Origin of the sequence: Reyranella sp., assembly GCF_030651995.1 — a bacterium.
Classification (GTDB): Bacteria; Pseudomonadota; Alphaproteobacteria; order Reyranellales; family Reyranellaceae; genus Reyranella.
The window spans coordinates 100,282-114,416 of sequence record NZ_JAUSBN010000038.1; the positions used below are offsets into that span (position 1 = coordinate 100,282).

General features: G+C 65.8%; 16 protein-coding genes. 7 read left to right on the plus strand and 9 right to left on the minus strand.

Annotated elements, in window-relative coordinates:
• Positions 1-22: 22 nt before the first annotated feature.
• The 6 genes from Q7V45_RS11335 to Q7V45_RS11360 all read right to left on the minus strand — a co-directional run bounded on the left by Q7V45_RS11335 (position 23) and on the right by Q7V45_RS11360 (position 6,168).
• Entirely contained in the window at positions 23-1,060 is a 1,038-nt protein-coding gene (locus Q7V45_RS11335; RefSeq protein WP_304851740.1) for a succinylglutamate desuccinylase/aspartoacylase family protein, read from the minus strand.
• A complete protein-coding gene (locus tag Q7V45_RS11340) occupies positions 1,057-1,959 on the minus strand; it encodes an ABC transporter permease (protein ID WP_304851742.1) in 903 nt (300 codons plus the stop codon). The genes Q7V45_RS11335 and Q7V45_RS11340 overlap by 4 nt, the downstream gene beginning before the upstream one ends.
• The gene (locus tag Q7V45_RS11345; RefSeq protein WP_304851745.1) at positions 1,956-2,936 is read right to left on the minus strand and encodes an ABC transporter permease; all 981 of its coding nucleotides are present in this window, start codon (positions 2,934-2,936) and stop codon (positions 1,956-1,958) included. Before Q7V45_RS11345 ends, Q7V45_RS11340 begins: the two co-directional genes overlap by 4 nt.
• 28 nt (positions 2,937-2,964) lie before the next feature.
• The gene (locus Q7V45_RS11350) at positions 2,965-4,623 is read right to left on the minus strand and encodes a peptide ABC transporter substrate-binding protein (protein WP_304851748.1); all 1,659 of its coding nucleotides are present in this window, start codon (positions 4,621-4,623) and stop codon (positions 2,965-2,967) included.
• 27 nt (positions 4,624-4,650) lie between these two features.
• Positions 4,651-5,427 carry an orotate phosphoribosyltransferase gene (locus tag Q7V45_RS11355; protein WP_304851752.1) on the minus strand — a complete coding sequence of 259 codons (777 nt, stop codon included), beginning with the start codon at positions 5,425-5,427 and terminating at the stop codon, positions 4,651-4,653.
• 111 nt (positions 5,428-5,538) lie between these two features.
• Positions 5,539-6,168, minus strand: a complete 630-nt coding sequence (locus tag Q7V45_RS11360) for a trimeric intracellular cation channel family protein (protein ID WP_304851755.1) — start codon at positions 6,166-6,168, stop codon at positions 5,539-5,541.
• A 62-nt stretch (positions 6,169-6,230) separates the two neighbouring features.
• Here Q7V45_RS11360 and Q7V45_RS11365 point away from each other — a divergent pair, with 62 nt between their 5' ends.
• Entirely contained in the window at positions 6,231-6,902 is a 672-nt protein-coding gene (locus Q7V45_RS11365) for a DUF1345 domain-containing protein (RefSeq protein ID WP_304851758.1), read from the plus strand.
• Positions 6,899-7,396: a TspO/MBR family protein gene (locus tag Q7V45_RS11370; protein ID WP_304851761.1), complete on the plus strand. Its 498-nt coding sequence runs from the start codon at positions 6,899-6,901 to the stop codon at positions 7,394-7,396. The genes Q7V45_RS11365 and Q7V45_RS11370 overlap by 4 nt, the downstream gene beginning before the upstream one ends.
• On the opposite strand, the gene Q7V45_RS11375 is transcribed toward Q7V45_RS11370, so the two are convergent.
• Positions 7,393-8,838: a DHA2 family efflux MFS transporter permease subunit gene (locus tag Q7V45_RS11375; RefSeq protein ID WP_304851764.1), complete on the minus strand. Its 1,446-nt coding sequence runs from the start codon at positions 8,836-8,838 to the stop codon at positions 7,393-7,395. The genes Q7V45_RS11370 and Q7V45_RS11375 overlap by 4 nt on opposite strands.
• An 81-nt stretch (positions 8,839-8,919) precedes the next feature.
• On the opposite strand from Q7V45_RS11375, the gene Q7V45_RS11380 reads away from it, so the two are divergent.
• Positions 8,920-9,315, plus strand: a complete 396-nt coding sequence (locus Q7V45_RS11380) for a DUF333 domain-containing protein (RefSeq protein WP_304851767.1) — start codon at positions 8,920-8,922, stop codon at positions 9,313-9,315.
• Between the two features lie 17 nt (positions 9,316-9,332).
• Positions 9,333-9,926, plus strand: coding sequence for an NAD(P)H-dependent oxidoreductase (locus tag Q7V45_RS11385; protein WP_304851770.1), 594 nt, complete (start codon positions 9,333-9,335; stop codon positions 9,924-9,926).
• Between the two features lie 22 nt (positions 9,927-9,948).
• Here Q7V45_RS11385 and Q7V45_RS11390 read toward each other — a convergent pair whose 3' ends face one another.
• Positions 9,949-10,128 carry a hypothetical protein gene (locus Q7V45_RS11390; protein WP_304851773.1) on the minus strand — a complete coding sequence of 60 codons (180 nt, stop codon included), beginning with the start codon at positions 10,126-10,128 and terminating at the stop codon, positions 9,949-9,951.
• A 129-nt stretch (positions 10,129-10,257) separates the two neighbouring features.
• Here Q7V45_RS11390 and Q7V45_RS11395 point away from each other — a divergent pair, with 129 nt between their 5' ends.
• Positions 10,258-11,868 carry an NAD(P)/FAD-dependent oxidoreductase gene (locus Q7V45_RS11395; protein ID WP_304851777.1) on the plus strand — a complete coding sequence of 537 codons (1,611 nt, stop codon included), beginning with the start codon at positions 10,258-10,260 and terminating at the stop codon, positions 11,866-11,868.
• Here Q7V45_RS11395 and Q7V45_RS11400 read toward each other — a convergent pair whose 3' ends face one another.
• A complete protein-coding gene (locus Q7V45_RS11400) occupies positions 11,869-12,087 on the minus strand; it encodes a hypothetical protein (RefSeq protein ID WP_304851779.1) in 219 nt (72 codons plus the stop codon).
• Between the two features lie 154 nt (positions 12,088-12,241).
• Here Q7V45_RS11400 and Q7V45_RS11405 point away from each other — a divergent pair, with 154 nt between their 5' ends.
• Entirely contained in the window at positions 12,242-13,216 is a 975-nt protein-coding gene (locus tag Q7V45_RS11405) for a tripartite tricarboxylate transporter substrate binding protein (RefSeq protein WP_304851782.1), read from the plus strand.
• A 9-nt stretch (positions 13,217-13,225) separates the two neighbouring features.
• Positions 13,226-14,038 carry an alpha/beta fold hydrolase gene (locus tag Q7V45_RS11410; RefSeq protein ID WP_304851785.1) on the plus strand — a complete coding sequence of 271 codons (813 nt, stop codon included), beginning with the start codon at positions 13,226-13,228 and terminating at the stop codon, positions 14,036-14,038.
• Positions 14,039-14,135 lie beyond the last annotated feature (97 nt).

The window sequence follows — 14,135 nt, forward strand, 5'->3', positions numbered from 1 at the left end:
CGTATTTCTTAATCGCCCGGCACTACACCGACAGATCCGTCGCCAGATGGAACAGGCAGTCGCCGCGTTCGCAGCGGGCCGGGACGCGCTTGCAGAGGACGAGGCCGGCGCGCTTGAACTTCACCACCTCGGGCTCTAGCCACGGCGTATGGTGGAAGTGGATGCGGCCGGCCGGCTGGTCGGCCGTCACCTCGTCGCCGAGCTCGACCAGCGGCTCGAACAGGCCGCCGTCGGAAGCGTAGACGTAATAGTCGTCGCCGCCGATCTCGGTGAAGCGGGTCTTTGTCGGCGCCGGCACCGGACCTTGCAGCAGGCCGACATGGGCCAGCACGCGGCGCATGCCGTCCTCGGCCACCTTGAGCGAGCCGGGGGTGACGAGACCGCCGCCGCCCAGCTCGGTGCCCATGCCGACCACGCCCTGGCGGTACGACGCCGAAGTAAAGGTGCGACCACCGCCCTGCGGCGCGGCCGAGATGTAGCTGACCGGGGCGCCAAAGGCCTTGAGCAGGCCCATGACCTTCTCCATCCGGGCGGCATCTTGATGGCGTGGCGCGAGGGCGCTCGGGATGTAGGTCAGCGAGCTGCCGCCGGAATGGAAGTCGAAGGCGTAGTCGAAGCCCGGCAGCAGCGCATGCTCGATCCAGTAGGCGATCTGCTGCGTGATCGTGCCCTCGGCGTCGCCGGGGAAGGAGCGGTTCAGGTTACCCTCGTCGATCGGTGAGGTGCGGCGGCCTTCCATCGCGGCCGGAAAGTTGGCCGAGGGGAGGATGACCAGCCGGCCCTTGATGTCCTTCGGCTCGATCGCGCGGATCAGGTTGCCCAGCCCGATCTGGCCCTCCCATTCGTCGCCATGGTTGCCGGCTTGCATCAGCACGTTCGGTCCGTCGCCGTTCTTGATGCGCACGATGGGGATGGGGATCCAGCCATAGGCCGAGCGGTGCACCGAGTGGGGCACGCGCACGAAGCCCGTGGCCTTGCCGTCGGCGTTGAGGTCGATGTCCGGCGTGAGACGGCTCATCGCGGTGAACTCGGTGGACTTCAACGTTGCGTCGGTCATCATCGTCTCTCGCTTCTGGGATCGAGGGCATCCTGCAGTCCATCGCCCAGGAAGTTGAAGGCGATCACGGTCAGGAAGATCAGCAGGCCCGGCCACAGGGCCAGCACGGGGGCCTCCTGCAGCAGTTCCTGGGCGCCGGTCAGCATGTTGCCCCAACTCGCGGCCGGCGGCTGGATGCCGAGGCCGAGGAAGGACAAGGTCGATTCGAACAGGATCAGCGTGCCGACCGACATGGTGGTGGCGACGACCAGCGTGCCGGCCGTGTTGGGCAGGATGTGGCGGAACATGATTCGCTGCGGGCGGGCGCCCAACGCCACGGCCGCGCGGGTGAAATCCCGCGCCTTGAGCGACAGGGTCTCGGCGCGCACCAGACGGGCCACGGTCGTCCAGCCGGTCAGCGCCACGATCACCACGATTCGATAGAGCGAGAACATCTCTGATTGCGCGATCTCCGCCGGAACGCCCAGCTTCCGGGGATCGACGGCGGCCAGCACGATCAGGAGCGGTAGCAGCGGCAGCGAGATCACGCCGTCGGTGAGGCGCATCAGGAAGGCGTCGAGGCGCCCGCCGAGATAGCCGGCGAGGACGCCGATGAAGGCGCCGAGGATCGCCGACAGGACCGCACCCGAGATTCCCACCAGCAGCGAGACGCGGCCGCCATCGAGCAGGCGCTGGAAGAGATCGCGCCCGAGGTCGTCGGTGCCCAGCCAGTGCCTGGCGGAGGGGCCTTCGAAGCGGCGGAAGAGATCGGTCTCCGTGGGATCGATGCCGCGCAGTTCGGCGATCAGGGGCGCGGCTACGGCCAGCACCAGCAGGATCGAGAGGAAGGCCAGGGAGAGCCAGGCGAGCCTGTGGCGCAACATGCGACGCCAGGCGGTCGGCTGGAGGGTCGCCGCCGTCATGACCTGGCCTCCGCCAGGGAGACGCGCGGGTCGACCCAGGCATAGGCGAGGTCGGCCAGCAGGTTGCCGCCGATGGTGGCGGCGGTGGCCACCAGCAGGCCGACGAGCGCCAAATTGTAGTCGTTCTCGAGAATCGCCTGGTAGATCGCCTTGCCCATGCCGGGCCAGGCGAACATCGTCTCGGTGATCAGCGCCCCCGAGACGAGGCCGCCGAACGACAAGGCAAGGATCGTGAGGACCGGGGACAGCGCATTGGCGAACGCGTGCCGCCACAGGACGGTGCGCTCGGGGGCCCCCTTGGCGCGGGCCGTCCGCACATAGTCCTGGCGCAGCGCCTCGATCATCGCACCGCGCATGAACCGGGTGTACCCCCCGAGCTGGACGAGGGTCAGCGTCAGGACCGGCAGGGCGAGATGGCGCACCTGCTCGACCAGGGCGGTCGTCCACGGCGTGCCGGCCCGTATGTCGGCCATGCCGCCGGCCGGCAGCCAGCCCAGCTTCACCGCGAACAGGGTGATCAGCAGCAGCGCCAGCCAGAAGGGCGGTGCGGAGATCCCGCCGAAGCACAGGAGGTTGATCAGGTAGTCGGCCCGGCTGCGCGGATGGGCGGCCGCCCACATGCCGAGCGGCAGGGCGATCGCTACCGAGATGACGAAGGCGAGACCGGCCAGCAGCAGGGTATTGAGAAGGCGCGGCCACAGCACCGTCAGCACCGGCTGGCCGAAGGAGCGCGAGTAGCCGAAATTGCCCTGCAGGGCCTGAAGCAGCCAGGCGAGGTATCGCTCGAGCAGGGGCTTGTCGAGACCGTAGGCGGCACGCAGGCGGGCGGCGTCCTGGCTGGTCATGGTCGGATCGCCCGAGATCATCATGTCGATCGGATCGCCCGGCATCAGGCCGATCAGCAGATAGACGACGAGGCTCATCAGCAGGAGGGTGACCGCGGTCTGGACGCCGCGCGCCACGAAATAGCGGCTCATGCCCTCATCCCGGAGATCTTGCCGTCATCTAGTTTTCCCAGCGCCACTGTTCGACCCACAAGGTCGAGCTGTTGAGCGTGCCGGTCGGCGTCACGCCCTTGAGCGGCTTGGGGATCACGAAGGGATCGACGCGGAAGAACAGCGGCAGGGAGGGCAGGTCGTCGGCGGCCAGCTTCTGGATCTCGGCGAACAGGGCACGTCGCTTGACGACGTCAAGTTCGCGCTCGGCGGCATCCAGCGCCTTGTCCATCTCGGGATTGGCGTAGCCCGGATAGTTCTGCCCGCTCCAGCCGTTGGCGGCCGAAGGGATCTCCTTGGAATGAAGCGACGAGCGCGGCACGCCTTCCGGCCGCTGCACCCAGGCATACATGCCGAGGCCGCTATAGGTGCGCTTGCCCATCGCATCAAAGAAGATGCGCGGCGGTTCGGCCTTTAGACGCACCTCGATGCCGACTTGCCGGAGCTGGCTCTGGATCACCTGGGCCACCAGCTCGCGCACGCGATTGCCGGCGGTGGTGCCCAGCTCGATCGACAGCTTCTCGCCGGCTGCATTGTGGCGGACGTTGTTACGCAGGGTCGCAAAGCCCGCCTCGTCGAGCAGCTTGCGGGCGGCCGCGGGATCGTAGCCGTACTGGCGGGCGGAGGGGCTGAACATCGGATCGAGGTCGCTGATGCCGCCATGGGCGATCGGCTGCTTGCCGTCGAAGAGTTTCTCCGAGATCGCCTTGCGGTCGATGGCCAGCAACATGGCCTGCCGGACGCGCCGGTCTGCCAGCAGCTTGTTGTCGAGATTGACGTCGATATGTTCCCAGATCAGCGCCGGCTTGTAGACGACGTTGTACTTGTCCTTGTGGCGCTTCTCGAAGGCGATGGCCTGGTCGAGCGACAGGCCGAGTTCGCCCAGCACATAGTCGACACTGCCCGACAGAAGGTTGGCTTCCAGCGCCGCGGTGTTCTCGATGATGCGCACGGTGATGCGCTTGAAGTGCGGCTTCTGGCCCGTCCAGGTAGGGTTCTGCTCCAGCACGACCCGGCTGCCGGGCACGATCTCGGTGAGGCGGAAGGGGCCGAAGGCGAGGCCGGGATTGGTCGACTGGGTGTCGTAGGCGGTCTTGTTGCGATACTCGGCCGGATTGGCGTCGAAGATCGGCTTTTCGATATGGGCCGGCAGCAACTGCAGGCCGATGCTGTTGTAGTCGAAGGTGACGCGGTCGATCGTCATGGTGAAACGACGGTCGTCCTTCACGTCGAGCTTGATGATTCGCTTATAACTCTCTGACGAAGCAACTCCCGAGAGCGGGTGCTGCCCGACTTCCAGGGTGAAGGCCACGTCTTTCGCTGAGACCGGCGTGCCGTCCCCCCAGCGCATGTCGCGCAGTTCGACGTCGATCTCCATGCCTTTCTTGCCATCGGCAAGATCGATCACCCGGGCCTTTCCGTTCTCGATCGTCGGCAGCTCGGTGCAGACCAGGCAGACCAGCTTCCAGTCGGCGTCGTAGGCCGTCACCGGCCGCGCCGTCATGTTGGCAATCAGCGACTTGGCCAGCATGGAACTGATGATGGGGTTCCAGGTACCCGGCATCTGCGTCATGGCGACGACGAGTTCGTCCTTGGCCTGCGCCATGACGGCGGCAGGAGAGGCGAGGGCGCCAAGCGCCAGGACGGTCGAGAGGAAGCGGCGGATCATGTCCGCCGCACCGTAGCAAAGAGCCGGCTAGCGGCCCAGCGCGCGCGAGGGCGCCCGACCGCCGTGGCTGGCCGACCACTTCTCCGGCGCCTCGAGGAAGGCGCGCGTCTCGGTCAGGCCCATCTCGTCGAAGTACTTGTGCTTTTCGGCCGCTTCCAGCGCGTCCCACCAGGTCGCCAGCGCATGCAACTTCACCCCGGCCGCGGCCAGCATCTCGATGCTCTGCGGGAAGATGCCGTAGTGGAAGACCACGAAACAGTCCGTGACCTTCGCCTCGGCCTTCTTCAGGGCCTCGATGAACACCAGCTTGCTGCCGCCGTCGGTCGCGAGGTCCTCGACCAGCAGGACACGCTTGCCGGGCTTCAGCTCGCCCTCGATCTGCGCCATGCGCCCGAAGCCCTTGGGCTGCTTGCGCACGTAGATCATCGGCTTCTTGGAAAGGGCCGCCAGGAAGGCGGCAAACGGGATGCCCGCGGTCTCGCCGCCGGCCACCACATCGATCTTGTTCCAGCCGATGGTCTTCTCGATCATCTTGTGGGCGTGGGCCATGATCTTGGCCCGGGCTTCGGGGAACGAGATGATCTTGCGGCAGTCGATGTAGACCGGGCTCGCCCGGCCCGACGTGAAGATGTACGGGTTCTCCGGGCGGCAATGGATGGCCTCGATCTCCAGAAGGAGACGGGCGGTGTCGCGCGCTTCCGGGGTGCCGCTGGCGCGGTCCGAATTCGCCTTTTCGGTCAACTTCTTGGCGGCCTTGGCTGCGGGCGCAGTTTCAGTCGACTTGGCCTTCTTCTTCGTCGCCATGCTGCTTTTTCCCCCACGCCGCTTGCGACAAAATGACGGCCGTGTGTTTAGCGTCCATGCACCGGACCGGCAAGGGCGTGGCGGGCATTCTGGCGAGAAGAAGGCGGAATTTTAGTCAGTTTCCGGATGAAACTTATTTCGTGTGACCGCGACGGGCAAGCGCCACCCCCGGTAGATAGACATCAACCGAAGGAACAGGCAGATGCCGGCGCCGGCCAGAGCCGTCGGGAGCATGGGCCAGCCCGCCCAGAAACCCAGGGAGATCGTGCCCGCACCCGCGAGGGCTGCCACGGCGTAGAGTTCGGAGCGCAGGACGGTCGGGACCTGCAGGGTGAGCAGGTCGCGCGCGACCCCGCCGCCGATGCAGGTCACCGTGCCCAGCATAGCCGCCATCAGGGGGCTGAGCCCGTAGAGCAGGGCCTTCTCGGTGCCGGTGACGGCGAAGAGGCAGAGGCCGGCAGCATCGAAGAGGAGAACCGGCGTGCGCAACCTGTCGATCATGTCCGACGCGAAGAATCCCAGCAACCCTGCTGCTGCTGTCGCCGCGAGATAGCGCCAGTCCACGATGGCCGCCGGCGGTACGGCCCCGATCAGCAGGTCGCGCGCCAGACCGCCGGCGACCCCTGCCAGCCAGGCGACAACCAGCACCCCGAACAGATCGAGCTGCTTGCGCACGCCCCGCGTGGCGCCACTGATGGCGAATACGAAGGTGGCGGCCAGATCCATCGCATCGAAGAACATGTCGGCACTTTACAGCGATTGCCGTCCGCCGCCGAGATGCCAGAGTGCGGTATGGAAGCAGCATGACCGAGTCGACCGTCCCACCCCGCGGCTTTCGTCGCTTCGTCCACGCCCGCACGCGGCTGCTGATCGCGCTGGCGGCCGGTCTCGTCCTCTTCCTCGTGCTGCCGCAGGACATGCGGATGGCCACGAAAATCCTGCTTGCCTGGGACCTGACGGCCCTGGCCTACATCGTCATGACGCTGAGCATGATCGCCAGGTCGACAGTGGAAACCTGCTACGCAAGGGCGGCGTACTACGACGAAGGCGACTGGGTAATTCTCCTGGTGGTGATCGTGAGCGCCAGCGCAAGCTTTGCCACGATCTTCTCGGAACTTGCCGTCCTCAAGTCGCCGCACGGTCCACTGTGGCATGCCCTCGTGCTCACCGGCGCAACCGTAGCCCTCTCCTGGACGTTCACGCACCTCGTGTTCACCCTGCACTACGCAAACATCTACTATCGGCCGGACGATGACGGGCCGGGCGGCCTGGAATTTCCGGGCGACCGCCCGCCGGACTATGGCGACTTCCTCTACTACGCGTTCGTGATCGGCTGCGCGGCACAGACCGGGGACGTCGGCACGGTTTCGCCCGCGATGCGGCGCGTGACACTCGTCCACGGTATCGTTTCCTTCGTATTCAATACGGCGATCCTCGCCCTCACAATCAACGTCGGAGCGAGCCTCCTGTCATGAGCAGCAAGCGTAGTGATCTCCGCACCGGCAAGGACATCCTTGCGCTCGTGCTCTTCGTCGGCATCTGCCTCGGCATCGGTGGACTGGGCGGCGCGGTGACCAACACCAGCGTGACGACCTGGTATTCGACGCTCGCCAAGCCATCGTTCAATCCACCCAACTGGATATTCGGCCCGGTCTGGACCGCTCTCTACGTCATGATGGGCGTCGCGGCCTGGCGGGTCTGGCGCGCGGCCGACCGGGACACCGCCCGTGGCCCCCTGGCGTTCTTTGCCTTGCAGCTTGCGCTCAACCTGGGCTGGAGCGTCGCCTTCTTCGGGCTCCGCGACCCCGGTCTCGCCGTGGCGGTGATCCTCGTGCTCGACCTGCTGGTACTCGCGACGGCGCTCATGTTTCGGCGAATCGACGGTCTCGCGGCGATGCTGCTGGTGCCGTATCTGGCCTGGATCGCCTTCGCGACGATCCTGAACATCTCAATCTGGCGCCTCAACTAATGCTCGTGCGGATGGTCGGCCGGCGTTTCGTGCTTGCTGATGTCGCCGCCGTCATCGGCCCTCAGCTCCATGAAGACGATGGATGATGCGACCGTCATGACGCCCAGGATCAGAAAGGCCTGCTGAACGCCGTAGATCATCGCGCCGGCATGCGAGTGCATCTCGGCCGGGACGAACATCGCGGCGATCAGGGAAGCGCCGGCCACGCCGAAACTGATCGAAAGCTGCTGACCGGTGGAAGCGATCGTACTGGCGCCGCTCGTCTGCGGTCCGGAAACGTCGGCGTAAACCAGCGTGTTCATGCTGGTGTACTGCATCGACGTGAACAGGCCGAGCACGAAGGCCTGCACCACGATGCGCCAGATCGGGGTCTCCGCGCCCACCGTGGCAAAGGACATGATGAGCAGGCCGACGACGATCGTGTTGAAGACCAGCACGTTGCGATAGCCGAAGCGGGCCAGGATCGCCGGCATGAAGCTCTTGAGCCCGATCGAGGCAACGGCCTGCGGCAGGACCAGTAGGCCCGACTGGATCGGCGAGAAGCCGAGCCCGATCTGGTAGAGCAGGGGAAACAGGAACGGGATGCCGCCCAGGCCCAGCCGGGTGAAGAAGCCGCCGTTCACGGCCGCCCGGAAGGTGCGAATCCGGAACAGGCCGAGATTGAGCAGGGGGAAGGCCGTCAGCATGGCGCGAACGCCATAGCCCGCGAGCATCACGGCCGAGACAGCCAGAAGGACGACGATCTCCTCGCCTGAAAGGGTGTTGTCGCCGAACACCTCGAGGACATAGGACAGCAGGGCAATGCCGCCGCCGAACAGAACCAGCCCCAGCACGTCGAGCGGATGGGTCTTCTCCTCGCGATAGTCGGGCAGGTAGCGGCCGACGAAGTAGAGGCCGACGAGTCCCACCGGAATGTTGACGAAGAAGACGACGCTCCAGTGCAGCCAGTGGACGATCGCGCCGCCCGCCACGGGACCGATCATCGGGCCGATCAGGCTGGGAATGGCGACGAAACTCATGGCCCGGACCAGATCGGCCTTGCCGTAGGTGCGGGCGAGCGTCATGCGGCCCACCGGCATCATCATGGCGCCGCCCACGCCCTGGAGGACGCGGCAGGCCACCAGCATCTCGATGCTGGTCGAGACGCCGCACAGCAGCGATCCAAGGCAGAAGACGGCAATTGCCGCCACGAAGACCCGCCGCGTACCGAAGCGGTCGGCCAGCCATCCGCTCACCGGAATGAAGACCGCGAGGCTCAGCGTATAGCTCGCCAGCACCGACTTCACGTTGAGGGGCGTCACGTCCATCGCCAGGGCGATGGCCGGCACCGCGGTGTTCAGGATGGTCGTGTCGAGCGACTGCATGAAGAACGCCACGGCCACCAGCCAGGGCAGCAGGCGCTTGATTCTGTCGTCGGGGAGAGGGGGCGAAGGCGCGCTCATGTCGAATTCATCCGCAGTCTGGCCCCGGACCGGTGGCGGACGCAATGCACCGCTTCGTATAGGTTCCGGCAGGAGGTCAGCATGTACCGGAACTTCGTTTCAGTAATCGTTCTCCTGTGGGCGGCGGGCGCGGAGGCGCAGCCGCAACTCGCGAACCCGGCCTCGGTCAATTGCACGCAGCAGGGCGGGACCCTGACGCTCGAGCGGCGGCCCGATGGCGGCCAGTTCGGGGTCTGCACCTTCACGGACAATTACCAGTGCGAGGAGTGGGCGCTGTTTCGAGGAGAGTGTCCCAAGACCGGCCTGCGCGTGACCGGCTTCGCTACCCCGGCGGGGCGTTACTGCGCCATCACCGGCGGTCGCTATTCGGTCGTGTCGGCACCCGGCGCAATCCCGGAGCTGGGCACCTGCACGCTTCCGAATGGCAACTCTTGCGCCGCCGATGCCTACTATGCCGGGACCTGTCCGGGGCGGTAGGCCGGGAGAACGTCATCATGCGTATCCAGGTCATTCACTGCCATCCGCTTGAAGACAGCTTCAACCACGCGCTTTTCCGCATAATCGTGGAGACGTTGCGGAACAACGGCCACGACGTGGTGGCAACCGATCTCTATCGCGAGGGCTTCCAGCCCGCGATGACCGAAGCCGAGCGCCGGACCTACACGGGAAACGGCTACGACGACTCGGCCGTCGCCCGGTACGTCGAGACACTGACCAGCGTCGACGGCGTCGTCTTCTGCTTTCCCCACTGGTGGTTTTCGATGCCGGCCATGCTGAAAGGCTATGTCGATCGTGTCTGGGGGCCGGGCACGGCCTTCGTCTACGACTCCACGGGCAGCCACCTCGAGCCGAACCTCCACAACATCAGGCTGCTGGGGGTCGTAACCACCTTCGGTACGCCATGGTGGGTCGTCCGGCTCTACGCCGGCGATCCGGGGCGAAAGGTCTTCAGGCGTGGGCTTCAGCCGATGTGTGCCAGGCGCGTGTCGACCTTCTGGCTGGCCCACTACGACATGGACCATTCGAGCCAGAGGTCGCGCGAACGCTACCTGGAAAGAGTGAAGGCGCGGCTCGCGGCGATCCGTTAAGCCGCGCCGTCGCCAGCCAAAGCTAGCGAGTGGGCGTCGTATAGGTCGTGGTTGTCGTCGTCGGGGTATAGGGATCGGACGAGACGGTCGTTGTGCGCTGGGTCGTCGTCGAGGCGGGAACCTCCACGACACGTTCGGTGCGGACCGAGCAGCCCGCGACGACGGTGCCGACAAGCGTTGCGAGAACGATAGACTTGATCATGGCGGCTCCTTTGCCTGCAGTAGATGCCCCGCAACGGGAGCGGTGAGAAACGGTTGCGTCCGAGGCACCTGGGCCGCTGTGCGGGGGCGATGCGTTGCAGTCGGGCCACACTCGCCGCTAGGGTGGGGCATGTCTTCCGATCAGCTCCCCGATTTCGACGCCATCATCATCGGCGCCGGCATGTCCGGCCTCTTCCAGCTCTACCGGCTTCGCGAGCTCGGCCTGAAAGTCCGAGTGTTCGAGTCTGGAACGGGTGTCGGCGGCACCTGGTACTGGAACCGGTATCCGGGGGCGCGCTTCGACTCGGAGAGCTATTCCTACGGTTACTCCTTTTCCCAGGAACTTCTGGACGAGTGGGACTGGACCGAGCATTTCTCGCCCCAGCCCGAGACGCTGCGCTATCTCAACCATGTCGCCGACAGGTTCGATCTGCGCCGCGACATCCAGTTCCGCAGCAAGGTTGTGTCTGCCCACTGGCACGAGGAAAGCCGGAATTGGCACGTCACGCTGGAGGATGGCGGCCAGCACACCGCGCGCTTCCTGATCACCGCGATCGGGCCGCTGTCGGCCTTCACGATGCCGCGGATCGAGGGCGTTGACTCGTTCAAGGGCCAGAGCTGCCATACCGCCCGTTGGCCGCACGAGCCGGTGAGTTTCGAGGGCAAGCGCGTGGCGGTGATCGGCACGGGCGCGACCGGGGTGCAGACCATCCAGGAAGTCGCGAAGACCGCGAAGCACCTGACTGTATTCCAGCGCACGCCCAACTGGTGCGCACCGCTGCACAACGGCAGGATCGATGCCGCCGAGATGGCGCGCATCCGCGCCGACTATCCCGAGATCTTCCGGCGATGTCAGGAGACCTTCGCCTGCTTCCTGCACACCGCCGATCCGCGCGGCACCTTCGACGTGACGCCGGAGGAGCGCGAGGCTTTCTTCGAGAAGCTCTATGGCGAGCCGGGGTTCGGAATCTGGGTCGGTAATTTCAACGACATCCTGACCAACAAGGATGCCAACGCGCTGATCTCCGATTTCGTCGCCCGCAAGATCAGGAGCCGGGTGAGGGACCCCAGGGTCGCTGAAAAGCTCATTCCGAAGAATCACGGCTTCGGCACCCGCCGGGTGCCGCTCGAGACCCGGTACTACGAAGTCTACAACCAGCCCAACGTCGAGCTGGTCGATCTCACCGAGACGCCGATCGAGAGGGTGACGCCGACCGGCATCCGCACCAGTGCGGGCGACCATGACTTCGACATGATCATCTATGCCACGGGGTTCGATGCTCTGACCGGCGCCTTCGACCGCATCGACATCCGCGGCGTGCACGGTGAGACGCTGAAGGACAAGTGGGCGGAGGGCGCGGAGACCTTCGTCGGCATGTCGGTCGAGGGCTTTCCCAACATGCTGATGCTGCTCGGGCCGCACACGGCGCTGGGCAATATCCCGCGCAGCATCGAATACAATGTCGAATGGGTGACCGATCTGCTGCGCTTCATGCGAGATCGCGGCCTGACCCGCATCGACGCTCGGCCCGACGGGGTGAAGGACTGGATGAAGACAGTCCGCGAGGCGTCCGTCGGCCTCCTGTCCAACGACGTCAACTCGTGGTTCACCGGCGTGAATACGAATGTCGAGGGCAAGCAGACCCGGCGCATCTCGCGCTACAGCGGCAGCGCGCCCGCCTATCGCGCCCGCTGCGACGAGGTCGCCACGGACGGCTACGGGGAGATGGACCTGAGGTAGCTACCGGCGGAACCAGCCGGCAACAGTGGCCCTGACCCGGGGCGAGGTGAACGGCAGCGCCAACCAGGCCAGGAGCAGGAACTCCATGTGCATGTCCGGGCGAAGGAACGGGATCATGCCGAGCCCGATGAGGGCCATCACGAGATGACGGTGCATCCGGCGCGCAGGCATCCATGGGGCAAGCGCCCGGTTCACCCGTTCCAGCTGTTCCTTGTCCATGGCTGCCCACGAAGCCCGTTCCTCGAAGCGAGGGGAAATGTGACGAGCCACTCGCTTGATGGCAAGGCCGCACCACGGTGCAGAAGGGTCGCCTTGCCGTGCTCCGATCCGCTTCCTAGCCTCGCCGGACAAAGAAGAGGGAAGGGAACGTCGGATGATGATGTCGAGACGCGCCGCAGGCGCGGCGATCCTGTCTGTTTTCGCTTCCGGTTTCGTTTCGTCGGCGGCACGGGCACAGGTCTATCCGTCCAAACCGATCCGCATCGTCGTTCCGACAGGAGCGGGCGGCATCACCGACATCGTCGCCCGCATCGTGGGCGCCCGCCTCTCCGAGCGGTTGGGGCAGCCGGTAATGATCGACAATCGGCCCGGGGCGAGCGGCATTATCGGTACCGAGGTGGCGGCCCGCGCGGCGCCGGACGGATACACGCTGCTCATGGTCTATCCCAGCCATCCGGTGAACCCGACGCTGAAGAAGCAGCTTCCGTACGACACGTTGCGCGACTTCACGGGCATCACGACGCTCACAACCGTGTCGCTGGTGCTGCTGGTGCCCCCATCGTTGCCCGTGAAGAACGTGCAGGAGCTGATCGCGCTGGCGAAGAAGGACCGCGTCACCTTCGCCTCGGTCGGCGCCGGCAGCCTGGCGCATCTCGGTGCTGAGCTGTTCCGTTCAAGGACCGGCATCGAGCTGACGCAGGTCCCCTATCGCAGTGCGCCGGCCGCCCAGCAGGCGCTGATGAGTGGGGAAGTGATGGTGTTCTTCGATACGCCCATCACCGCCGTGCCGCTGGTCAGGGACGGCCGCCTTCGCGCCCTGGGCGTCAGCACGCTCACCAGGTCGCCGCTTTTGCCCGACGTCCCGACCATCGCGGAAGCCGGCGTGCCGGGCTACGAGGTGCTGGGTTGGAATGGCATCCTGGTGCCGTCCGCGACGCCGATGCCGGTCGTGCAGAAGCTGAACACCGAACTTCGCGCCGTTCTTGCCGAGCCGGACATACGCGCCAAGCTCGAGCAGCAGGGCGCTCAGCCCGCGCCGATGGAGCAGGCGGACTTCGCCCGGTTGATCCGCGACGACGTCAACAAATGGGGCGAGCTGATCCGCGCCGCCGGCATCCAGCCCGAATAGGAGCGATCCATGCCGCAAGCGAGGATCACGCCTGATCTCGACATGCACTATCGCGACGAGTGCTTCGCTGATTCCTGGTCGGAGCCCCAGGCCATGCTGCTGCTGCACGGCAACGCCGAGAGCAGCGAGGCGTGGAACGCCTTGATGCCGGCGCTGGGCCGCCACTTCCGCGTGATTCGGCCCGACATGCGCGGATTCGGACGGTCGACGTCCATGGCGCTCGAGTATGAATGGTCGGTGGACAGGCTGATCAACGACTTCATCGCCCTGGCGGATTCGCTGGGGCTTGCCTCTTTCCATGTCGGCGCGGCCAAGGTGGCCTGTCCGCTGGCGATGCGTCTGGCCGCCCGCCATCCCGGCAGGGTGCGCTCGCTGGCGGTTCTGGGCGGTATCGTCTCAGGCGAGGTCTCCGTCGGCGCACGTGCGGCCGCGTGGCTCGATCATATCGAGAAGAACGGCGTGGAGAGCTGGGCGCGCTGGACCATGCCGGGGCGACTCGGCAGCAGATGCGACCCGGCGATGATGGAGGGCTGGGCCAAGCTGATGGGCAGGACGCCGCTTTCGACTCAGCTTGGCTTCATCCGCTCCGTGCCCGGCATCGACGTGTGCGCCGACCTGCCGTCCATCACCTGTCCGACGCTCGTGGTGACAACTGACGGCAGCGGGCTCGGGTCGGTCGAAGCGGTTCGCGAATGGCAGCAGATGATCCCGAAATCGGAGTTCATGGTGGTGCCGGGTGATTCCTATCACGTCGCGGCGACGCATCCCGACCTCTGTGCCCGAGCGATGCTCGATTTCATCGAACGGCGGTTGTCCGCTTGATCTCCAGAACAGGCGTCGCGGTTCGAAATCTTACGGAAAGTGGTGTAGGAAGGGGCTATGCCGCCTGTGCGGGCATTGGCTTACGGAAGGATATGGA